The sequence below is a fragment of the Paenibacillus xylaniclasticus genome (assembly GCF_004001065.1).
Classification (GTDB): Bacteria; Bacillota; Bacilli; order Paenibacillales; family Paenibacillaceae; genus Paenibacillus_T; species Paenibacillus_T xylaniclasticus.
In genome coordinates, this window is sequence record NZ_BIML01000005.1 from 115,338 (window position 1) to 136,160 (window position 20,823).

Genomic DNA, 20,823 nt, shown 5'->3' on the forward strand with positions numbered 1-20,823 from the left:
CACAGGCAGCAGCTCTTCGCTTGCGCCTATGCTCCTTCCAGCCTCCGGACGGCGTATCTCTATAGTCTTGCGCAGCACACGCCCTCGACTCCCCTCTACTATTCGTTCATGGCCTCGCTAGACGCGAATGCTTACTACTATCCATATGGCAGATGCCCCGTCCATATCAATAAATATGTGTAAGTTTGTCCTTCAGAACATAAAATGCCTGTCTGAACAGCAGTGCTGCCGTTCGGACAGGCAGAGAACCGATCATGAATGCTAGCCGTTTCGAATGACGATCAAATCGCCAATAAGATGAAACAGCTCATCGAACACTTGAAGCAGCAAGCCCGGCGCAACGCCCAGCACGAATGTGCAAGCAGCGCAGATCCACAGCGCAACGCCTGTCGCAGCAGGCACCAGGACCGGCGTTTCCCCGGAAGAGCGCATAAACATTTGACGAATGATTCCGAAATAAACGTAATACGAGATGACGCTCGTCACAGCCATAACCGCTAGAATCCAGTAGGCATGCGAGCTGGCTGCACCAAGCATAATGAACAGCTTTCCGAAGAAGCCGCCGGATACGGGCAGCCCGGCCAGCGACAAGAGAAGCATAAGCATTGCGCCGGCGGTCCACGGAGCACGGTGATACAGCCCTTCAAACATCTTAAGGTCTGCTCCGCTCTCGGTGTCAGCCTCCGCCGATCCGGACACAGCGGATAGAACGATGAATGCGCCAATGTTCATAAACAAGTAAACGACGGCGTAGAAGAAAAGCTCAGCCGTATTGTTAGAATGTACGCCATAGAAAGAGAGCCCGATCGGAACGAGCAAATATCCGGCATTAGCCACACCGGACAGCGCCAGCAGCCGCTTCATATTCCGCTGTCTCAGGGCACTTAACGTACCAGCCAGCATCGCACAGGCAGCTATGGCCAGCACCCCGTGGAACAGGTCCCGGCTGAGCGCTGGGTCCCCGTACCCGGATGGATATACGATATTGTAGAACAGCCGTAATAATGCCGCGGCCGCGGCTGTCTTCGATATGACAGCGAGAAAAGCGCTGATCGGTGTAGGCGCTCCTTCATACACATCCGGCGCCCAAGCATGAAAGGGAGCCGCTGCAATTTTGATCCCGAAGCCTGCAAGCAGGAAGAAGAACGCAACGTAAAGCATCGCCCGGAATGAGTCAACGACCTCAGGCAGCAGGCCACCAATGACGCCTACATGCGTCGAGCCGGTCAAGCCATACAAGTAAGACATGCCGAACAGAATGAACGCAGATGAAATCCCCCCGGTAACGACATATTTAAAAGCGGCCTCCGCAGGCTTGGACGATTGAACAACCGCTGCCGCAGTCGCTTCCTTCGCTGCTGCACCGCGGGCACGTAAGCCTACGAGTACATAGGTCGCGATGCTGAGCAGCTCTAACCCGGCATACAGTGTAATCAAATCCGCTGTCGAGGTCATGATCATTGCACCGGCAACAGCCGGCAGCAGCAAGTAATAATATTCCGCCTGATGCATAAGTCTTGCGGACGCTTCGCGCTTCATCGACCCGAGACTCCACAGGACAATCAATGCAGCGGCAAGCAGCAGAAGCAGCTTGAACATAAGGCTGAAGTCGTCGAATCGATAGCTGTCCCTTAATATGCCGCTTACCTCCGGCTGCTGTCCTCCATCATAACGATTGCTGATACGAGCTATCACGCCCGCCGCGGAGCCGATAATGCCCGCAAGCGTCAACCATCCAATGATCGAGCGGTCAATCCGCTTCGGCAAGACTAGATCCAGTACAATCAACAGCGCCATCATGCCGATAAGAATAAGCTCGGGAAGCAGATAGCCGGCATCCGCCCACGTCATAGGCGCAAGCTTTCCATCGTATACCATGCTATCCCCCCACCCTCGTATTCAAATGGTTCAGCAGCCCGTCGAAGCTGTACTTTATCATGTCCGTCACGAATGACGGATAAATTCCGAGCAGCAGCACGAAAGCGAGCAGAACGGCTGTCGGCAGCGCTTCGACGAAACGGGCGTCGCGGATGCCCTCAAGCTTCGGCTGCAAAGGACCGAACGTCGTGGCCATGACAGCCCGCAGCACATAGACAGCCGTCAGAATAATGCCGAGCACAGCAATGGACGCGACCGTCTGGTTCGAATCGAACAGGCCAAGCAGCGCCAGCAGCTCGCCAACAAAGCCGGACAAGCCAGGCAAGCCAAGCGAAGCAAGGCCGCCGAGCAGCAGCGCACCCGATAGAAACGGCGCCGCCTTGGCAAGACCGCCAAGCTCATCTATGCTCGTCGTCCCCGCACGTTCATAAATGCAGCCGAGCAGCAGGAACATAAGTGCCGAGATCAAGCCATGAGATACAAGCTGAAACACAGCGCCCTGCATGCCAATCTCGTTAAGCGAGGCAAGGCCAAGCAGGACGATGCCCATATGGCTTAGCGAAGAATAAGCCAGTACAAGCCGTAATTCCTTGTGGCGGAAAGCGATGACGGCGCCGTATAACAGACTAATCAGGCCGAAGACCGCCAGTACCGCCTGAAACCGCTGCGCTTCCTCTGGAAAAGCAAACAGACCGAACCGGATCATACCGTACGCGCCCATCTTGAGCAGAATGCCCGAGTGGAGCATCACGACGGGAGCCGGAGCTTCGCGGTGCACATCCAGCATCCACGTATGGAGCGGGAATACCGGCAGTTTAATGCCGAATGCAAGCAGCAAAATAACGAACAGCGATGTGCGCATTCCATCCGACATATACAGCGGATTAACGCTGCTCGCAGCCGATAAATTCGCATAAGCTTGCGGATCAGCTAAGTTTGACACAATCGTCTCATAGCTTCCGCTGTACATATAATGGAGCACACCGCTAGCCTGCTCGATCGAGAAGCCTGCTGTCATAATTAGAATCACAAACGCAATCAGCATGAGCGCCGACCCTAGACCGTTATACAGCAAAAAGCGGGTCGCTGCCCTCTCCCGTTCCATCTGTCCCCAAATGCCGATCAGGAAGATCATGGGAATCATCGTCATTTCGAAATAAATAAAGAACAATAATAAATCCCGTGCCAAAAATACACCCAGCATGCCGCATTCCAGAATAAGCAGCCATATGTAATACGCTTTCCATCGTTTACGTATGGAGGTCGAGGCGATTGCCGCCATCGATGCCGTGACCGTCGTCAGCAGGACGAGTGGCAGCGATAAGCCGTCCAAGCTTAGTGCATAATCAAACTGCAGCTCAAACGTCCCTCCAATTCCGATTGCACTCTTCTCCAGCGGAATTCTAATCCACTCCACCCGCTCCTCATAAGCGTCATCGGGACGGCTCGGATCGTAATCGACATACAGTACGAGCGACAAGGCAAGCGGCACAAGCGTTGCGAATATTGCCATCCATCTCAGCATGCGGGCCCGTTGCTTCGGCAATGCAAGCAGTAACGCTGCACCAAGAAGCGGCGAGAACACGATCAACGATAATATCGGCCAATCGATCGTCATGACCAGAGCCTCCTTCCCGCCATTACGACAATGATAACGATCAATCCAAGGACGGCGGCAATGCCATAGGTCTGCACTTGACCGTTCTGAAGCGCAGCGGTCATTCGTCCGAGTCCTGATGCCGCGCTTGCGGTGAGCCTTACAACCCCGTCTACAATATAACGGTCGAACAGCTTCGCTCCTGTTCCAAGCATCCGGTATGGCTTCACGATTACAGCGGCGAACAAATCGTCAATCCGATACCCCAGCTCCACCAGCCGCGAGACGCCCGGCATCGAATCCGCCATGGACGATGGCCGAATCGTCTTCTTCACATACGCAAGCCAACCTATATACAACCCCAGCAGCGAGACAGCCGCGCTGACAATCATCACAGCCGGACTGTTGGAATGCGTCGCCGCTTCATTGTCAAGCAGCCAGCCGCTCAGCCAATCGTTCCAAGGCGTTTCAACAAAGCCCGAGAATGCCGCCAATATGGCAAGAATAATCATTGGCCCAATCATCACGGCCGGCGATTCATGAGCGGGCTCCGCTGCAGCGGAAGGCTGGCCGGCGAATACACGGAAGAACAGACGGGCCATGTACAGCGCCGTCAGCAGCGCGCCGAGCAGGCCGACAGCGAACAGCACCGGATGATGGTCAAGAGCCGCTGAAAGAATTGCATCCTTCGACCAGAAGCCGGAGAACGGCGGAATGCCTGACAGCGCAAGCGCTCCGACGCCGAACAAAGCGGCTGTCACCTTCATCCGGCTGCCAAGGCCGCCGAGCTCGCGAATATCTTGCTTATGCGCGGCATGGATAAGGCTCCCGGCCGCAAGAAACAGCAGCGCTTTGAAGAATGCATGCGTCATGAGATGAAATACTGCGGCCGTCATCGAGCCAACGCCAAGCGCCAGCATCATATAGCCCAGTTGACTGATGGTCGAATAAGCGAGTATCCTCTTCACGTCATACTGCTTTAATGCAATAGTAGCGGCCAGCAGCGCCGTGAAAGCGCCGACGTAAGCAACCGTATTCATAGCCGCTGGAGATGCTTCGAACAACACAAAGGTACGGCAGATCAGGAATACGCCGGCTGCGACCATTGTTGCGGCATGAATCAGCGCGCTAATCGGCGTTGGTCCCTCCATGGCGTCCGGAAGCCAGATATGAAGCGGGAACTGGCCTGATTTACCTACCGCCCCCATAAACACAAGCAGCGCAATAAGCGTCGTAATGCCGTCATCTACCACACCAGATTGCCCGTGGAACACATTCTGGATGCCGGCGAAATCGAGCGCATGGTTCGGCATATACCAGAACAGCAGCAGAACCGCGAGCAGCAGCCCGGCATCGCCGATCCGCGTCACGATGAACGCTTTCTTCGCAGCAGCCTTCGCTTCCGGCTTATGATACCAGAAGCCGACGAGCAGGAAAGAGCATACGCCGACAAGCTCCCAGAATATATACAGCATCAGCATGTTGTCCGACAGCACCAGCCCGAGCATAGAGAAGACGAACAACGAGACATAGCCGTAGAAGACGGTAATTCGCTCATCCTCCTTCATATAGCCCGCCGAATATATACAGACAAGAAAGCTGACGAAGGAGACGATAACGAGCATTAGTGACGTTAGATGCGTTACCTCATAACCGATAGACAGCGAAAGTCCATCCATCTTGATCCAATCAAACCGATCCCTATATTCGACTCCTCCAGCCATAACGAGTATGGACAGCACGAGCGATCCGAATGATCCGGCTGCGCCGACGATCGGCGCGAATCGTCTAAAGCTGCGCCCCCAAGCTGTAAGCAGCAGGAACGCCGCCAGCGGAAAGAGCGGAATAAGCCATGCCTGCTCTGAGTATGTCATCTTCCGCTCACCTCCTTAATTCGTCAAATTCATCGGCCTTGATCGTACCTCTCGCACGGAACAAGGCGACAAGCACCGCTACGCCGACCGCTGCTTCCGCAGCCGCTACTGTAATTGTAAATAAGGCGAAGATCTGACCGCTAAGCGACGGTACTACCCCATACTTCGAGAATGCAACTAAATTTATATTAACCGCGTTGAGCATCAACTCGATCGACAGCAGTACGATCACAGCATTCCGTTTCACAAGTGCGCCATATAAGCCAATACAGAACAAAATAGCCGCCATAGTCAAATACGATGCCAGCATACGGTTAAGCCTCCTTCTTAGCCAGCGCGATCGCCCCGATGAACGCTACCGTCAGCAGCACCGATACGAGCTCGAACGGCAGCACATGATTGTGGAACAACGCCTCACCGATCGCAAGCGTATTGTCGGTACCCTGCGAGGGCGCCCCCCCGCTTCGTCCTTCGAATTCGGCATCCCGTATCGCATAAAATAGCAAACCGAACAAAGCAATTGCACTCACTGCAGCTAGCGTATCCTTCAGCGGCTTGACCAGCTCAGCTGAAGCGTCGCGGTGATTCGTCATCATAATGCCGAAAATCATTAGAATCGACACTGCACCGGCATAGATAAGCACCTGAACGAATGCTAGAAACTCAGCCTCCAGCAAAACATACATGCCAGCGGCTCCCAAGAATACGGCTGCCATCGACAGCACCATATGAACAACCTTCGTGAAGCTGACCATCAGCACCGCGCCAGCGATCATCACAACAGCCAGAATGAAGAAGGTGACGAACTCGCCGTTAAGCTCGATGTCGAACATTCATCCTTTGCCCCCCCTCTGCGGTGCCCCAATATTGTTATTGTCCAGTCGGACGCGCGTATTGTTGTTCGTGAGCCAATCTTTATCTTTATACAGCTCGTCACGGCTGTACGCGGCTAGCTCGAAGTTGCCGGTCATAACGATCGCTTCGGTCGGGCACACCTCTGTACACAAGTCGCACAAGATACAAATTTCAAAGTTAAGATCGAACGTATCGATAACCTTCCCTTTCTTGTCCGGATCAGGGTTCGGCTTGCCGGTCAGTGTAATACACTCCGTTGGACATACCCGCGCGCACTGATTGCATACAATGCACAGGTCCGGCTCAAAATGCTGAATGCCCCTGTACCGCTCCGGCATTAAGTATGGCGCATCGGGATACGAGGTCGTCACCTTCGGCGCGGTTAGTGCCTTCAGAGTAACGCCCATTCCTTTCAACATCCCTTTCATGCGTATCCTCCTCATCGTGAATCCGGATTAACGTTACCTCCCGAACAGCTCCATGCATACTGCCGTAACGAAAATATTCGCAAGCGACAGCGGCAGAAGCACCTTCCAGCCGAGCCCCATCAATTGATCGACACGGATGCGGGGCATCGTGGCGCGCAGCCAGAATAAGAAAAAGACGATGAACGTAAATTTAAGCGCGAACCAAATAATACCTGGCACAAAATCAAGAAACGGCGCAGGCGCATGCCAGCCGCCAAGAAACAACGTCGTCGTAAGTCCTGCGATAGCATAGACATATACGTACTCTGTCAGCATGAAAAAGGCGAACCGGAAGCCGCTGTACTCGACATGATAGCCCGCGACAAGCTCAGACTCTGCTTCGGGCAGGTCGAACGGCGTACGGTTCAACTCCGACACTGCGGCTACGATGAATACCGCAAAGCCGACGATTTGCGGAATGAAGTTCCAGTCCCAGAACCAGCCGCCCGACTGCGAATCCACAATGCCTCGAAGATTGAGCGTGCCGCTGAGCATAACGACGCCCGTGACCGAGATGACGAGCGGCACCTCGTAGCTGATCATCTGCGCCGCAGACCGCATGCCGCCAAGCAGCGCATATTTATTGTTAGACGCCCAGCCGCCCAGCACAATCGCCAAGGTCGAAATGCCAGACAGTGCGACGTAATAGAGCAGCCCGACATTCAGGTCGGCAAAATAAAGCTTCTGCGTATAAGGGATAACAGCCAGCACTGTAAAAGAAGGTACGAAAGCGAGTGCCGGAGCGAGCATGAACAGCAGTCGGTCGGCTTTGCGCGGAATCGTGTCTTCCTTAATCAGAAGCTTCAAAATATCAGCGACAGACTGAAGCAATCCAAGCGGCCCCACCCGGTTCGGGCCGATTCGAAACTGCATCCAGCCGATCACTTTCCGTTCGAAGTAGATGGCATAAGTGACAAAGCCAAGGACGACAAGCATGAGAACAACGCCCCACAAGAGGATGATTAGCGCGTCTCCCCATGTGAGCGGCGAAGATAAGAGCGAGCCCATCAGCAGTCGACCTCCCCGACGACAATATCGATGCCGCCCAGAATCGTAATGAGATTCGTCATCGTTTCGCCAACGAGCAGCTTTGGCAAAATTTGCAGGTTTACAAAAGACGGCCTGCGGAACTTCAGCCGATACGGCTCCGCTTTGCCCTTCGATACAATATGGCAGCCGATCTCACCGCGCGGCGATTCGATGCTTGTATAGATTTCTCCCGCCGGCGGGCGAATGACACGCGGCACCTTGCCCATCGTCTCGCCGCCCTGCGGAAACTGCTCCAGCGCCTGCTTCAGAATGCGCAAGCTTTGCTTAATTTCCTCAAGCCGAATTAAATATCGGTCATAGCAGTCGCCGTTCGTTCCGACCGGAATGTCGAAATCGAACCGATCGTACAAGCTGTACGGCTCGCTGCGGCGCAAATCCCAGCGAACGCCCGTACAGCGTAGATTCGCCCCCGATAGACCATAACGGATCGCCGTCTCGGCATCATACTTGCCGATTCCTCTTATACGGGCAAGAAAAATCTCGTTGCCCGAGACGAGCCGATCATATTCGACCAGCTTCTTCTCCATGTACGGCACGAACTCGCGCACCTTGTCGAGCCAGCCCGGAGGCGCGTCCCATTTCACCCCGCCGACACGCATATAATTGTACGTAAGCCTTGCTCCACACAGCTCGTTGAACAGCTGGACGATCGTCTCGCGTTCCTTGAACGCATATAGGAACGGGCTCATCGAGCCAATGTCAAGCAAATACGTTCCCCACCAGACGAGATGGCTGGCAATGCGCTGCAGCTCCATGACGATTAAGCGGAGAAACTCTGCACGCTCCGGTACTACAATGCCCATCATCTTCTCTACAGCATGGCAGAGCACGTAATTGTTCGTCATCGCAGACACATAGTCCATCCGGTCAGTGTAAGGAATGATTTGAGTAAAGTTTAAGCTCTCCGCTAACTTCTCGGTTCCGCGATGCAAGTAACCCATAACCGGAATCGCTTCTGTAATGACCTCTCCGTCCAGCTTGACGATAATGCGAAACACACCGTGCGTGCTCGGATGCTGCGGCCCTACGTTCAGCAGCAGCTCCTCCGTACGAATAGCGCCCATTTGTTACACCTCCGGGTCAAGCGGCTCATAATCTTTGCGCAGCGGATGCCCGACCCAATCGTCAGGCATCATAATTCGTCTAAGATCAGGATGACCCTCGAAACGTATACCGAGCAAATCATAAATTTCGCGCTCGTTCCAATTCGCTGTCTCCCATACCGGCGTGACGGAGTCGAGTATGGCATGACTGCGATCCGTACGCGCCTTTATCGTATATCGGTCTCCCGTCTCCATATTGACCAAATGATAAACCGTTTCCAGATAAGTCTCGTAGTCAACACCAGAGACGTTGCGCAAATAGCGGCAGCCGAGCAACGGATGCTCCTTAAACAGCTCCGCCGTCCTCCGCAAATATTCCGGCTTCGCAACAATTGTCGGCACATGCAAGCCAAGCTCGTTCACATAAGCCTCCACGACCGCGTCATCATTCACCAGCTCCCGCACTAAAGCCGCAGCGGCATCCAGCTTCGGCTGCAGCGGCGATGGCTCCTTCGGCGCAGCCGGTGCAGCCTCGCCTTCTCCGGCGGCTGCCGCTTGACGAGGGGCGCGTACAGGCCGACCTGCCGACTCTCCGCCCGCAGCTTCCACCTGCTTCGCAGCCGCTCTTGCTGCGCGCGCCTCTGCGGCCGCCTGCCGCTTCGCTTCACGCTCTTCATCCGTGACGCCCGCTGCGCCTGCCTCAGCTCGTGCCTCCTCCGTCTTCGCCGCTTGTGCGGTTTCGCGCTTCACCTCATCATTACGATCGCTCACGCTCTACGTCACCTGCTTCCCGATTTTCGCTTCATCGCGTATTTTCTCCTGGAGCTTGTTAATGCCGTAGATCAGCGCCGCCGGACTTGGCGGACAGCCTGGAATGTAGACGTCGACCGGCACGATCTGGTCCACTCCCTTCACAACCGCATAAGACTTCGCATAGGGGCCTCCCGCTGTCGCGCACGAGCCCATCGCAATGACCCATTTCGGCTCCGGCATTTGGTCGTAAAGCCGGCGCAGCAGCGGTCCCATCTTCTTCGTAACCGTGCCTGCAACAATCATCACGTCCGCTTGCCTCGGCGACGTCCGGAACATAACCCCGAATCGGTCCAGATCGTAATGGGACGCTCCCGTGCCCATCATCTCGATCGCACAGCATGCCAGACCGAACGTAAGCGGCCATAACGAATTGCTTCGCGCCCAAGCTTTGACCTGCTCCAGCGTTCCAAGGAACACGTTGCGCTCCAGCTCCAGCCGCTCCTCCTGCGATATCCAATCTAGACGGAATTCCATTTCAACACCTTCTTCTTCCAGGCATAGGCAAGACCAAGAATAAGCAGACCGGCGAATATAAGCATCTCAATGAGCGCAAAAAGGCCGAGCTTTCCGTAAGCAACGGCCCATGGATATAAGAAAACGGTTTCCACATCAAAAATAACAAACATCAAAGCGAACAAATAATACCGTACGTTGAACCGGACTTGCCCTTCCCCAACCGGCTCGTTGCCGCTCTCGTAGGTTGTCTGCTTAGGCTCGCTCGGCTTATGCGGCCGAAGCAGCCGCCCAGCTGTCAGAGCAGCGGCAGGAAGCAGCAGGCCAAGCAGCACGAAAATCGCAACGACAACATAGTGATTCATATACGGATTCATCCAATCGCCTCCATCAGTTCTATCAGCGCTTGCAGAACAGGATGCTGGACAAAATTACCTCACCATTATAACAAATATTGGAACAAGCGTCTATGCAGCGCTGACTCCATGTCTTCCGCCCCATTGTCAGCAAGATTGCGTTGTCAGTTATGCCTATTCAAGCAAGGGACGACTTATGACCGAATTGCATGCCTAGCTTAAACAACAGATCAAGCAATAGAAAAAGCGCTCCTCCCGGAACGCCTTCCTTAGCACGTAGACGCAGTTGTCTCAACAGCGCTTGTCTCCGTACAGCATTTATCCCAGAAAAGCCCGCAGCATCCATAGATGCTTCTGGACCTGCTCGCGCCGCGTTATGAGCATGTCCGCAGTTGGACCGTCTCCCTTAGCGTCCGCTAGCTCTGCCGCCTGCTTCAGCCGCTCAACGATGCCCGTAAAGTCAATCACAAGCGAACGTACCATAGCCGTCGCATCTTCATTGCCTGCAGCTTCCGCCACAGAAGTCATCTCCAAATATCGCTTCATAGTCGATGCCGGCTTGCCTCCAAGCGCTAATATGCGCTCCGCTACCTCATCGACGAATGCAGCCGCCTCCGTGTACAGCTCCTCGAACTTCGCATGAAGCGTGTAGAAATTCGGACCTTTCACATGCCAATGATAATCGTGGAGCTTCACATACAGCACGCTCCAATCGGCCAGCTGGCCATTAAGCGAGGCGACAATTTCTCCGCCGCCCGTCTTCACCGCTTCTATCGTTTCTTCGCCCATTTGATTGCAGCTCCCTTCGAATAGTTCATCCATTGATTTTGAACAAAATTAGCATTTTAAACAATTCGATGGATTATTCAGCTGGAAAAATGAACAAAATAACGACAAATCAGGAACGGGGAGAATCCGATGGTGCAACCGAAAGACGAACATACGCTGCAGCCGGATAACGGGGCCCCGCCTCCTTCGTCCGCAGACAGCCAGAGCTCAACAGTAGCCGATACAGCCAACCAGCAGCCTTCTCCAGCCGTGCAACAGATTCTGGACCATCAGCGGGAGCTGCTGGCCCGGCCGATCTCCGGCAAGCTTCAAGACAATATCGACACCATCCGTCAGCTGTTCACCGACTGCTCGGATGTCGTCATCCATGAGTTCGATATTAAAGAGGGCCCCGCTGCCGTCATCGTATACGTCGACGGCATGATCGACATCAAAGATATCGATACGCAGCTGCTGACGAGGCTGCAGCATTACGGGACTTCCGGCGACAAAAGCAAGGAGGCTATCGTCCACTGCATCACGATATCCTCCATGACGGAAGTCGATTGTATGAATGATGCCGTCGATAAGATCGGATACGGCAATGTCCTGCTATTCGCAGAAGGCATTACAACTGCCTTGGTCTATTCCTCGACCTTCCAGAAGGTGCGCGCAATCGAGGAGCCTCAAGCAGAAACAGTCGTCCGCGGTCCGCGCGAAGGCTTCGTAGAGTCGCTGCGCGACAATACGACGCTGCTGCGCCGCCGCCTGCATACACCTGCGTTCAAAACAAAGTCAATGTTCATTGGACGCTATTCGAAAACAGCAACCGTCATCACCTACATTGAAGGCATTGCTGACCCTGCTCTAATCAATGAAATGGTGGGGCGACTATCCGCCATCGATGTCGATGGCATGCTGGATACGTCCTTAATCGAGGAATGGGTCGAGGATAATCCACTATCCCCCTTTCCTCAGCTGATGTCGACGGAGCGTCCGGATGTGGTCACTTCTCATCTGCTGGAAGGGAGGATCGCCGTACTGTCGGACGGCTCTCCTGTTGCATTAATTGCACCAGCGCCGCTGATGAGTATGATGCAGTCCCCGGAGGATTTCTATCAGCGCTCACTCGTGGCTACAGGCATCCGATGGCTTCGAATGCTATTCTCGTTTATTGCCGTTTTTATGCCGTCTCTCTATGTCGCTGTCCTTTCATTTCATCAAGAAATGATTCCGACATCGCTGCTCTTGACGATCGCTCAATCACGAGAGCAAATTCCGTTCCCAGCTCTCGTCGAAGCGCTGCTCATGGAAATTACGTTCGAGGCGCTTCGGGAAGCTGGTATCCGGCTGCCGAGACAAGTCGGTTCCGCCGTCAGCATCGTCGGCGCTCTCGTTATCGGTCAGGCTGCTATCTCAGCGGGCATCGTCTCTTCACCGATGGTAATGGTCGTCGCGGTGACTGCGGTTAGCTCGTTTCTTATCCCGAATTACTCGCTTGGATTCGCGATTCGGTTCATTCGGTTTCCAATCATGCTCTGTGCGGGTGCGCTCGGGTTATACGGCATTGTGCTGTGCGCGCTTGTCGTCTTGATTCACCTTATGACGCTGCGATCGTTCGGCGTACCTTATCTGTCGCCGTTCGCCCCGCTCATGAATAACGAGCTCAAAGATTCGCTCATTCGGACTAGAAGCACCCATATGACCACGCGGCCGCATTTCACAGGGCCGTTCTACAACCGCATTCGGATGCGTCTAGATCTGTACAAAGCAAGGAGGAACAATTGATATGCGTCTCCTCATGCATCTGTCATTACGTTCCTTATGGCTCTTGTATGTCCGTACAGTTGCCCCTCTGCTCATTGCAGCGCTGTTGTCGGGCTGCTGGGACCGAACAGAAATTAACGATCTGGCTATCATTACAGCCGCTGGCATAGATCGCGATGATGACGGCAAAATTAAGCTGTCCGTTCAAGTCTTCGTCCCTACTCCTGCTTCTTCCGAGCAAGGTGCTTCCTCATCAGGAAGAAGCAGCAAAACCGTCGTCCGTTATGCGAAGGGCTTCGATATGGCGGATGCAACCGCACGCCTGCAAGAGACTCTGTCCCGAAAGATTTTCTGGGGTCAGGCGGATGTGTTTATATTCGGGAAGAGTCTGGCGAAGCACAGCATTAAAGAGCCAATGGACTTCCTTACCCGTCATCCGCATCCGCGGGAGCGCGCCAATCTGTTCGTGAGCAGCGGAGAAGCGGAGGAGGTTATTCGGTGGAACACCCCAATTGAGCGCAACAGCGCTGAATCGTTACGTGAATTGTCCGTCCTGCAGACGGGCTTGAACACCTCGATCTTACAGGTCATTGAGGAACTGTCCGAGGAGGCTCATACGGCCGTGATTCCAATCATTCGCATTTTACATAAGGAGGGCACCTCCGTCCCGTTCATCGGCGGTACGGTCGCTTTCAAAGACTTACGGCAGGCAGCCACACTCAATTCCACCGAAACCCGCGGGCTGCTCTGGCTTCGTGACGAGATTAAGACGGCAACGATTACGGCGCCAGCATACACGGGGGGCGATTATGCGTCGGCTAACATCATTTCTTCGAAGTCTAAGCTCATCCCGTCTATTAAAGGAGACAAGTGGAGCATGCTGATCGTGGTCGAGGCCACAAGCAACTTGAATGAGAATGCAAGTGACCTGGATATTACCAAAGAAGAAAACATCAAAAAGCTGGAGCATATATTCGAGGGCGTCATTCAATCCAGGATCGACAATATGGTGAAGAAAGCACAAAAGAGCGGTGTCGACTATATCGGCTTTGCTGAGCAATTTCATCGCCATTATCCAAAGCATTGGCATGCAGCCAAGAAAAACTGGGACACGCTCTTTCCAAAAGTCGAGGTTCGTTATAAGATCCGACTTACGATCGCCCGTAACGGACTGACCGGTAAGAATACAGCGCTGCAAGGCAGCGTCAGGAGCAAGTCGTGATCCATACGCTGCTCCTAATCACAATGGCCGTCGTAGCGGCAATGATGATTCGTCTAGAATGGTCTTCGTTAGTGAACGCTCGACTAAAAGCCGTATTTCTAACGATCTTAATCTTCAGCTACACTATAGCGGTCGTCATGACGTTTAATCCCGACATGCCGGGTCCCTTACAGTTGTGGGAGATGCTTGTCGACCCCTATATATCCTATTGGATTCCCTCTTGAACGAGACGATATCAAGGAGGCACCTATTTATGCTCGAACAAGGAAGAATTTCTGCCGCGCAATTAGCCATCCTGACCGGCATGGCCGTGACAGCTACCTCTCTTCTGACCGCGCCGGGGCTCGTCGCTATCGACGCCAAACAAGATATGTGGCTGTCGCCGATCTGGATTTCTCCCATCGGCCTCCTTATCGTCTGGATACTTTGGAAGCTGAATCAAGCTTATCCGAATCAGACGCTAATTGAATATTCGGTGACCGTGCTTGGACGATTTGTCGGCTCGATTGTCGGGGCGTCCTATCTCATGTTCGTTATTTTCGCTACAGCTAACGCTCTTCGGCAGTTTACCGATTTCGTCAAGGAGACGTTTCTGTTATCTACGCCCTCTGTTGTCATTAGCAGTTGTATGCTTCTCGTCTGCTGGCTCGTCGCCCGTTCAGGCATTGAGATCGTTGCTCGGCTTTCAGCTACGCTGCTGCCGCTCGTTGGAGTGTTCATCCTGATGATCTATATGCCCAGCCTGTGGGATATGCATCTAGAACGGATGATGCCCATAATGGATCACGGATTACAGCCATCAGCAATGGGTGCGTTTCGCCTGCTGTCATGGATTCCGACATTCTCGATCATGAATTTCTATATGCCTTACGTTTCGAACCGTAAAAATTTGCTGCTTTGGTCGCTTGGGAACGTCATCCTCTTTACGCTTACGATGTGTATTACCTTTGTAATCGTATATACCATCATTGGCGCCACAACGATCAATTACTTATATCCGTTCATGGTGCTTGCAAGATTTACTAGCTTTACCGAATTTTTTGAGCACCTGGAGTCGCTTGTGATGATGATCTGGGTCATACAAATCGTCATCCACATATCGTTCGGCTTATACGGGTCATCTCTTGGCGTCGCTCAATTATTCGGACTTACGGCCTACAAGCCGATCGTGCTTCCCATCTGCTCACTGATCTTGTTGTTTAGCTTCTGGGGGATCGATAACGCATTATTTGTATCCTCCCCGTCGATTATCGTGTACTACTCAATATTCGGGTTAATCCTGCCTCTCTTGCTGTTCGTTGCGCACAGTATGAAGAGACTGTTCATAGATTCGGACAAAGCAGCCTCTCCCCCAAGCGAGTCTGCCGTATGAATACGCCCTACAGTCATCTCCTATTCGTTGCTGTTGCCGCAATTGGTATACTAGCCTATGATTGGCGCAAGCTCCGTGATAAACGTACGAAAGCTGCTTACCTCATTTTATATGTCAGCGGGGTTGCGCTCAGCTTCGTGCTCGTTATGAACCCGGATCTGCCTGGCCCTGCCCAGGTGCTTAATCCATTGTTCTCGCCGCTGTCTAAATGGCTCTTCCAACCCTAACGAATACGACGCTTTTCGACTGCGTGTGAAAGGAAGAACGTCTGATGGATAAAGGTAAAATATCGGCAGCCCAGCTCACTTGCATGCTATTTCTGTCGATTCTTGCAACTTCGATGCTCACCTCCCCCTCAATAGCCTACAGTATTGCCAAAAACGATATGTGGCTGACGCCGTTGATCGGCTGCTTAGGGGGCTTCCTGGTTGTCGCACTCGCGCTCGCCCTGCACCGCCGCTATCCGGGCAGCACTCTCGTTCAATACAGCGACCTCATTCTGAGTAAATGGCTCGGCAAGCTCGTCAGTCTTGTCTTTCTGCTTATCTGTCTGCTGATGAATGCTTACCAGCTTCGTCAATTTTCCGAAATAATGAAGCTGTCTTTTATGATTAACACCCCTAGTATGGTTTTTGTCGTCAGCATGATTCTTGTCAGCGCGCTCGCCGTTAATCTCGGGATCGAGCTAATAGGCAGAGTATCACTGCTGTTTACACCCATTATCATCTTCTTAGTGATCGGCCTCATTCTGCCATTGGTACGGGAGATGGAGCCGGATCAGCTGCTTCCGTTCATGGCAGACGGCGCAGGACCGATCCTACGAGGGGCATTAGCACTGCAAATATGGTTCCCGATATACATATACGCCGTCATGTTTCTACCTTACGTTTCGAATCAGAACCAAGCTCGGAGATGGTTGAATTGGGGGGTATGCTGGTCGATTATCATCTTTGTACTCACTTTTCTCTATATCATCATGACGATGGGCGCTGCCTCGCAGCATTTTTCCTATCCGTTCCTGCTGCTGAGCCGTTACGTCACTATTGCCAGCTTCATGACCCACCTTGATGCTTCTATTATGATCTTGTGGGTGCTCGACGTGTTCATCCGAACGATCGTTATGTACTATGCAGCCGTCAGCGGCTTCGCTCAATGGTTTCAGATCCCGTCCTACAAAGCACTTACGCTGCCGATTGGGTTAATCATCGTATTGTTCACATTCTGGTCCATCCCGAATATGGCCGTCTTCAATCAGCTTATCTCTGTCATGATGTTCTATTATTTGGTCGGTCACTTAGGCATCCCGCTTATCCTGTACGCAGCTTCCTTGATCCGCGGGAAGCTATCATCAGGCCAACCGCCTGCCTCTTCAGAACATCAACAGGGCGTGAATACGAGAGGCGGCGCAGCTCCATGATCAATCTTAAGAAGAGAAGCGGTCGTCCAATTCGTGAAGAATAAGATAAGACGAAGAATGCCTGTACCAATGCTCACATATGAAGAAAGGGCTGTTCAGAAAGTCAGTCTTTCCTGACTTTCTGAACAGCCCCCCTCTATCACGTATTCTGTTAATTCGAGCTTCTGCCGCCGAACAATCGCTTCATTCTGCCCCATGCCCCTGCAGGCGTACTCGCCTGTGTACGAGCTGAGCGTATAAACTGGTTGTCTAACAGCTGCTGCGCATTACGCTTATAGTAAGCAGCTGCGCTGCTGCCCATTTTATCTTCAATGCGCTCATAAGCTTCTCGTAGCCGAAAATCCCGCCTGCCCGTGTTATGCGCATCGGATGCGACGAAATGAATAATACCCTGCTTGCACATCGTCCACGCCGTTCGTTCCACGCCCCGTCCGAACATGCCGAGCAGCGAATGGGCCGTTACTTGCGCCAGCGCTCCGCATTCGATCAACCGGAGCAGCCTGCTCGTGTCAGCCGCGAGCTCACGATTGCGCTCCGGGTGGGCAATGACGACCGTAATTTCCTTCAAGGAAAGCTCATAAATGAGCTCATGCGTACCGGACGGCACATCTGCCGACGGCAGCTCCAGCAGCAAATAGCGAGTATCCGCCAAGGTTCGCAGGCCGCCTGCCGCTCCTTGTGACCAACGATCATACAGCTCCTGGTGCACGCGAATCTCCTGGCCTGCAATCACTTGCAGCGGAATCGCCGCCTGTTGCAGCCTGCTGTTCATCTGTTCCGTTAGGGCTTCAATCGTCTCCGCCGGATTATCGTAACGCTCATGAGCATGATGAGGAGTCGCAATGACGGTCGATATCCCGTTCGCTACTGCATTACGGGCAAGGCTCAGCGCTTCTTCCCAATCGCCCGGACCATCATCGATGCCCGGTAATATATGATTATGAATATCGATCATCAAATAACACTCCGATCCGCGATTGTTGTCGTATTTATGCCATTATAGCACAAAAAAGCACCGCCAAGTCGCTTGACGGTGCTCTGTCTGTACCGTTGTCGATTGCTCGACAAGCGGTACATTATTTATTAATGTTGATCCGGTTCAGCGCACGCTGCAGTGCAAGCTCGGCACGAACCGTATCGATATCACTTTGCTTAGCGGCAAGACGCTCTTCCGCACGCTTCTTCGCGGCTTCAGCACGAGCAATGTCGATATCCGACGCCAGCTCTGCGCTTTCAGCAAGAATGACGACTTTATCCTTACGGATTTCGATGAAGCCGCCGGATACAGCGATCTTCTCGGTTTCGCCATTTTTCTTCACGATGACCGGAGCGATGCGAAGAGGGGTAACAAGCGGAATGTGGTTCGGCAATATACCGAGCTCACCGTCTGCGCCCTTCACGCTCACCATGTTGACTTCCTGCGCGTACACTTTACGCTCAGGCGTAACGATCTCCAATAAAAGGGTGCTCATGAGTACTCCTCCCGCCTAAACGCCTTACAGCGTTTTAGCTTTCGCTACAGCGTCTTCGATCGTACCAACGTTATGGAACGCCGTTTCTGGAAGGTGGTCATGCTTACCTTCAAGAATTTCTTTGAAGCTGCGAACCGTTTCTTTAACAGGTACGTATACGCCTGGAATACCGTTGAACGCTTCTGCAACGTGCAGCGGCTGCGACAAGAAGTTCTGGATACGGCGCGCACGGAGAACGACCAGCTTGTCTTCTTCCGACAGCTCGTCCATACCGAGGATCGCGATAATATCGAGCAGCTCTTTGTAGCGTTGCAGTATTTTCTTAACGCCTTGTGCTACTTGGTAGTGTTCTTCGCCCAGAATTTCTGGCGTCAGAATACGCGAGGACGATGCGAGCGGGTCAACGGCTGGGAAAATACCCATTGCCGCGATGCTGCGCTCAAGGTTCGTCGTTGCGTCCAAGTGAGCAAACGCCGTAGCTGGAGCCGGGTCTGTATAGTCATCGGCAGGTACGTAGATCGCTTGGATCGAAGTAACGGAGCCTTTCTTCGTCGACGTGATCCGTTCTTGCAGCTGACCCATCTCCGTAGCGAGCGTCGGTTGGTAACCTACTGCCGATGGCATACGACCGAGCAATGCGGATACTTCGGAGCCTGCTTGCGTAAAGCGGAAGATGTTGTCGACGAACAGAAGAACGTCGCGGCCTTCCACATCACGGAAATATTCTGCCATCGTCAGACCTGTCAGCGCTACACGAAGACGCGCACCTGGAGGCTCGTTCATCTGGCCGAATACCATCGCCGTCTTCGCAATAACGCCGGAATCACTCATCTCGTGATACAGGTCATTACCTTCACGAGTACGTTCGCCGACGCCGGCGAATACGGAAATACCGCCATGCTCTTGGGCAATGTTATGAATAAGCTCTTGCATCGTTACCGTTTTACCTACACCTGCACCACCGAAGAGGCCGATTTTACCGCCCTTCGCATATGGAGCCATCAGGTCGATAACTTTAATTCCCGTCTCGAGCATTTCTTGCTGCGTCGAGAGCTCTTCGAATTCAGGAGCTTGACGGTGAATCGGATTAGCGATCGAACGATCTACATCACCATTGTTGTCGATTGGGTCACCGAGTACGTTGAATACGCGGCCAAGCGTTGCAGGTCCAACTGGAACGGTGATCGGAGCGCCCGTATCCACAGCCTCGATACCCCTTACCAAACCGTCCGTAGAAGACATTGCTACGGTACGAACCATGTTATCGCCGAGGTGAGTAGCAACTTCAACCGTCAGGTTGATGTCGACTTCGCCTGGGTTTTGAGCTTTTCTTTCAATTTTTATCGCATTAAGAATCTCAGGCAGGTGACCATTGTCGAACGCGATGTCGACGACCGGACCCATTACCTGGACTACACGTCCCTTGCTCATTCCTGTACCTCCTTATTGTTGTCATTCGCGTGGCCTCCTGCCGTACCACAGCTAGCAGCACGGCCTGTTAGAGGTCGCATTGAACGAAACCTTATTGCTGAGCGTTCGCTCCACCGACGATTTCCGCGATTTCTTGCGTAATCGCTGCCTGACGCGCACGGTTGTACGTCAACGTCAAGCTTGCGATCATCTTCGTCGCGTTCTTCGTTGCGTTGCCCATCGCAGTCATCCGCGCACCGAATTCACTCGCTTTACCTTCCACTACTGCGCTGTAAATAACCGTTTCTGCATATTTCGGAAGGAGAACGTCGAGCACGGCTTCAGCCGACGGCTCGTATTCATAGCTTGCTTTCGCGCCGCCCTTGTCGCTTTCGGCGAACGTCGATGCATCCAAAGGAAGCAGCTGCTTGATGGTCGGAATTTGCGAAATTGCGTTGACGAAGCGGTTGTACACCAGCTTAAGCTCGTCATATTTGCCTTCTTCAAAGCCTTTGACAGCAGCCGCCGCCAAAGTTTTGATATCAGCGAAAGTCGGAGAGTCAGAAAGTCCAACGACTTCTTGTACAAGATTAACGTTGCGGTGCCTGAAGTAATCGCGGCCCTTGCGTCCGATGACGAAAATATCATATTCAGCAGGAGATGTGTGCTTCTCTTGAATTTCCGCCCACACCTTACGCAGTACGTTAGAGTTGTAGCCGCCTGCCAGACCGCGGTCGGACGTGACGACCAAGTAGGCCGTCCGCTTAATCTCGCGAGTCTGAAGCATCGGATGCTTAATCGTTCCGCCGCTCGATGCAATACTTGCCACGACATCCCGAATCATGTCCGTATATGGACGCGCCGCTATAGCTGCATCTTGCGCTCTCTTAAGCTTCGCGGATGCGACCATCTCCATTGCCTTCGTGATCTGCTTCGTATTCTGCTTACTCTTAATCGAGCGCTTAATTTCGCGCATACCTTTAGCCATTCGTTGTCACCACCTTATTAC

21 protein-coding genes are annotated in these 20,823 nt (G+C 53.1%); 5 read left to right on the forward strand and 16 right to left on the reverse strand.

Translation table 11 applies throughout. The features are described 5' to 3' along the window. Nucleotides 1–261 precede the first annotated feature (261 nt). The 12 genes from PXY01_RS07780 to PXY01_RS07835 all read right to left on the reverse strand — a co-directional run bounded on the left by PXY01_RS07780 (nt 262) and on the right by PXY01_RS07835 (nt 11,175). Nucleotides 262–1,878 carry an NADH-quinone oxidoreductase subunit N gene (locus tag PXY01_RS07780; RefSeq protein ID WP_174721813.1) on the reverse strand — a complete coding sequence of 539 codons (1,617 nt, stop codon included), beginning with the start codon at nt 1,876–1,878 and terminating at the stop codon, nt 262–264. Nucleotide 1,879: 1 nt separating this feature from the next. Further along, nucleotides 1,880–3,496, reverse strand: a complete 1,617-nt coding sequence (locus PXY01_RS07785; RefSeq protein WP_174721814.1) for a complex I subunit 4 family protein — start codon at nt 3,494–3,496, stop codon at nt 1,880–1,882. Then, complete coding sequence (gene nuoL / locus PXY01_RS07790) at nt 3,493–5,349, reverse strand: NADH-quinone oxidoreductase subunit L (RefSeq protein WP_127569017.1); 1,857 nt, start codon at nt 5,347–5,349, stop codon at nt 3,493–3,495. The genes PXY01_RS07785 and nuoL overlap by 4 nt, the downstream gene beginning before the upstream one ends. A 7-nt stretch (nt 5,350–5,356) precedes the next feature. Further along, nucleotides 5,357–5,659: an NADH-quinone oxidoreductase subunit NuoK gene (gene nuoK / locus PXY01_RS07795; protein ID WP_127569019.1), complete on the reverse strand. Its 303-nt coding sequence runs from the start codon at nt 5,657–5,659 to the stop codon at nt 5,357–5,359. Between the two features lie 4 nt (nt 5,660–5,663). Continuing rightward, complete coding sequence (locus tag PXY01_RS07800) at nt 5,664–6,182, reverse strand: NADH-quinone oxidoreductase subunit J (RefSeq protein ID WP_127569021.1); 519 nt, start codon at nt 6,180–6,182, stop codon at nt 5,664–5,666. Further along, on the reverse strand, nt 6,183–6,632 hold the full coding sequence (nuoI, locus tag PXY01_RS07805) for an NADH-quinone oxidoreductase subunit NuoI (RefSeq protein ID WP_127569023.1): 450 nt from the start codon (nt 6,630–6,632) through the stop codon (nt 6,183–6,185). It lies immediately after the preceding gene. A gap of 33 nt (nt 6,633–6,665) precedes the next feature. Beyond that, complete coding sequence (gene nuoH / locus PXY01_RS07810; RefSeq protein WP_127569025.1) at nt 6,666–7,679, reverse strand: NADH-quinone oxidoreductase subunit NuoH; 1,014 nt, start codon at nt 7,677–7,679, stop codon at nt 6,666–6,668. Continuing rightward, a complete protein-coding gene (locus PXY01_RS07815; protein WP_127569027.1) occupies nt 7,679–8,785 on the reverse strand; it encodes an NADH-quinone oxidoreductase subunit D in 1,107 nt (368 codons plus the stop codon). Before PXY01_RS07815 ends, nuoH begins: the two co-directional genes overlap by 1 nt. Before the next feature lie 3 nt (nt 8,786–8,788). Further along, nucleotides 8,789–9,535, reverse strand: coding sequence for an NADH-quinone oxidoreductase subunit C (locus PXY01_RS07820; protein WP_164744335.1), 747 nt, complete (start codon nt 9,533–9,535; stop codon nt 8,789–8,791). A 3-nt stretch (nt 9,536–9,538) separates the two neighbouring features. Further along, a complete protein-coding gene (locus PXY01_RS07825; RefSeq protein WP_127569029.1) occupies nt 9,539–10,051 on the reverse strand; it encodes a NuoB/complex I 20 kDa subunit family protein in 513 nt (170 codons plus the stop codon). After that, entirely contained in the window at nt 10,036–10,407 is a 372-nt protein-coding gene (locus PXY01_RS07830) for an NADH-quinone oxidoreductase subunit A (protein WP_127569032.1), read from the reverse strand. The genes PXY01_RS07825 and PXY01_RS07830 overlap by 16 nt, the downstream gene beginning before the upstream one ends. A 297-nt stretch (nt 10,408–10,704) precedes the next feature. Beyond that, entirely contained in the window at nt 10,705–11,175 is a 471-nt protein-coding gene (locus tag PXY01_RS07835; RefSeq protein ID WP_127569034.1) for a Dps family protein, read from the reverse strand. 129 nt (nt 11,176–11,304) lie between these two features. Here PXY01_RS07835 and PXY01_RS07840 point away from each other — a divergent pair, with 129 nt between their 5' ends. The 5 genes from PXY01_RS07840 (at nt 11,305) to PXY01_RS07860 (ending at nt 16,932) form a co-directional block, all read left to right on the forward strand. Beyond that, nucleotides 11,305–12,942, forward strand: coding sequence for a spore germination protein (locus PXY01_RS07840; protein ID WP_127569036.1), 1,638 nt, complete (start codon nt 11,305–11,307; stop codon nt 12,940–12,942). Between the two features lies 1 nt (nt 12,943). Then, nucleotides 12,944–14,143: a Ger(x)C family spore germination protein gene (locus PXY01_RS07845; RefSeq protein ID WP_127569038.1), complete on the forward strand. Its 1,200-nt coding sequence runs from the start codon at nt 12,944–12,946 to the stop codon at nt 14,141–14,143. A 253-nt stretch (nt 14,144–14,396) separates the two neighbouring features. Next, entirely contained in the window at nt 14,397–15,515 is a 1,119-nt protein-coding gene (locus PXY01_RS07850) for a GerAB/ArcD/ProY family transporter (RefSeq protein ID WP_127569040.1), read from the forward strand. After that, nucleotides 15,512–15,742 carry a hypothetical protein gene (locus PXY01_RS07855; RefSeq protein ID WP_127569042.1) on the forward strand — a complete coding sequence of 77 codons (231 nt, stop codon included), beginning with the start codon at nt 15,512–15,514 and terminating at the stop codon, nt 15,740–15,742. Before PXY01_RS07850 ends, PXY01_RS07855 begins: the two co-directional genes overlap by 4 nt. A 44-nt stretch (nt 15,743–15,786) precedes the next feature. Next, nucleotides 15,787–16,932, forward strand: a complete 1,146-nt coding sequence (locus tag PXY01_RS07860; RefSeq protein WP_127569044.1) for a GerAB/ArcD/ProY family transporter — start codon at nt 15,787–15,789, stop codon at nt 16,930–16,932. Between the two features lie 151 nt (nt 16,933–17,083). On the opposite strand, the gene PXY01_RS07865 is transcribed toward PXY01_RS07860, so the two are convergent. From PXY01_RS07865 to atpG, 4 genes are all read right to left on the reverse strand, one after another. Continuing rightward, a complete protein-coding gene (locus PXY01_RS07865) occupies nt 17,084–17,887 on the reverse strand; it encodes a tyrosine-protein phosphatase (protein WP_127569046.1) in 804 nt (267 codons plus the stop codon). 121 nt (nt 17,888–18,008) lie between these two features. Then, nucleotides 18,009–18,404: a F0F1 ATP synthase subunit epsilon gene (locus PXY01_RS07870; RefSeq protein WP_127569048.1), complete on the reverse strand. Its 396-nt coding sequence runs from the start codon at nt 18,402–18,404 to the stop codon at nt 18,009–18,011. A gap of 24 nt (nt 18,405–18,428) precedes the next feature. After that, nucleotides 18,429–19,835, reverse strand: coding sequence for a F0F1 ATP synthase subunit beta (gene atpD / locus PXY01_RS07875; RefSeq protein WP_127569050.1), 1,407 nt, complete (start codon nt 19,833–19,835; stop codon nt 18,429–18,431). 91 nt (nt 19,836–19,926) lie between these two features. After that, nucleotides 19,927–20,802, reverse strand: a complete 876-nt coding sequence (gene atpG / locus PXY01_RS07880; protein WP_127569052.1) for an ATP synthase F1 subunit gamma — start codon at nt 20,800–20,802, stop codon at nt 19,927–19,929. Nucleotides 20,803–20,823 lie beyond the last annotated feature (21 nt).

What these genes read in the sequence shown, in the direction of transcription:
- PXY01_RS07780 (WP_174721813.1), bottom strand. Translation starts at nt 1,878, where the DNA reads ATGGTATACGATGGAAAGCTTGCGCCTATGACGTGGGCGGATGCCGGC.
- PXY01_RS07785 (WP_174721814.1), bottom strand. Translation starts at nt 3,496, where the DNA reads ATGACGATCGATTGGCCGATATTATCGTTGATCGTGTTCTCGCCGCTT.
- nuoL (WP_127569017.1), bottom strand. Translation starts at nt 5,349, where the DNA reads ATGACATACTCAGAGCAGGCATGGCTTATTCCGCTCTTTCCGCTGGCG.
- nuoK (WP_127569019.1), bottom strand. Translation starts at nt 5,659, where the DNA reads ATGCTGGCATCGTATTTGACTATGGCGGCTATTTTGTTCTGTATTGGC.
- PXY01_RS07800 (WP_127569021.1), bottom strand. Translation starts at nt 6,182, where the DNA reads ATGTTCGACATCGAGCTTAACGGCGAGTTCGTCACCTTCTTCATTCTG.
- nuoI (WP_127569023.1), bottom strand. Translation starts at nt 6,632, where the DNA reads ATGAAAGGGATGTTGAAAGGAATGGGCGTTACTCTGAAGGCACTAACC.
- nuoH (WP_127569025.1), bottom strand. Translation starts at nt 7,679, where the DNA reads ATGGGCTCGCTCTTATCTTCGCCGCTCACATGGGGAGACGCGCTAATC.
- PXY01_RS07815 (WP_127569027.1), bottom strand. Translation starts at nt 8,785, where the DNA reads ATGGGCGCTATTCGTACGGAGGAGCTGCTGCTGAACGTAGGGCCGCAG.
- PXY01_RS07825 (WP_127569029.1), bottom strand. Translation starts at nt 10,051, where the DNA reads ATGGAATTCCGTCTAGATTGGATATCGCAGGAGGAGCGGCTGGAGCTG.
- PXY01_RS07830 (WP_127569032.1), bottom strand. Translation starts at nt 10,407, where the DNA reads ATGAATCCGTATATGAATCACTATGTTGTCGTTGCGATTTTCGTGCTG.
- PXY01_RS07835 (WP_127569034.1), bottom strand. Translation starts at nt 11,175, where the DNA reads ATGGGCGAAGAAACGATAGAAGCGGTGAAGACGGGCGGCGGAGAAATT.
- PXY01_RS07840 (WP_127569036.1), top strand. Translation starts at nt 11,305, where the DNA reads ATGGTGCAACCGAAAGACGAACATACGCTGCAGCCGGATAACGGGGCC.
- PXY01_RS07845 (WP_127569038.1), top strand. Translation starts at nt 12,944, where the DNA reads ATGCGTCTCCTCATGCATCTGTCATTACGTTCCTTATGGCTCTTGTAT.
- PXY01_RS07850 (WP_127569040.1), top strand. Translation starts at nt 14,397, where the DNA reads ATGCTCGAACAAGGAAGAATTTCTGCCGCGCAATTAGCCATCCTGACC.
- PXY01_RS07855 (WP_127569042.1), top strand. Translation starts at nt 15,512, where the DNA reads ATGAATACGCCCTACAGTCATCTCCTATTCGTTGCTGTTGCCGCAATT.
- PXY01_RS07860 (WP_127569044.1), top strand. Translation starts at nt 15,787, where the DNA reads ATGGATAAAGGTAAAATATCGGCAGCCCAGCTCACTTGCATGCTATTT.
- PXY01_RS07865 (WP_127569046.1), bottom strand. Translation starts at nt 17,887, where the DNA reads ATGATCGATATTCATAATCATATATTACCGGGCATCGATGATGGTCCG.
- PXY01_RS07870 (WP_127569048.1), bottom strand. Translation starts at nt 18,404, where the DNA reads ATGAGCACCCTTTTATTGGAGATCGTTACGCCTGAGCGTAAAGTGTAC.
- atpD (WP_127569050.1), bottom strand. Translation starts at nt 19,835, where the DNA reads ATGAGCAAGGGACGTGTAGTCCAGGTAATGGGTCCGGTCGTCGACATC.
- atpG (WP_127569052.1), bottom strand. Translation starts at nt 20,802, where the DNA reads ATGGCTAAAGGTATGCGCGAAATTAAGCGCTCGATTAAGAGTAAGCAG.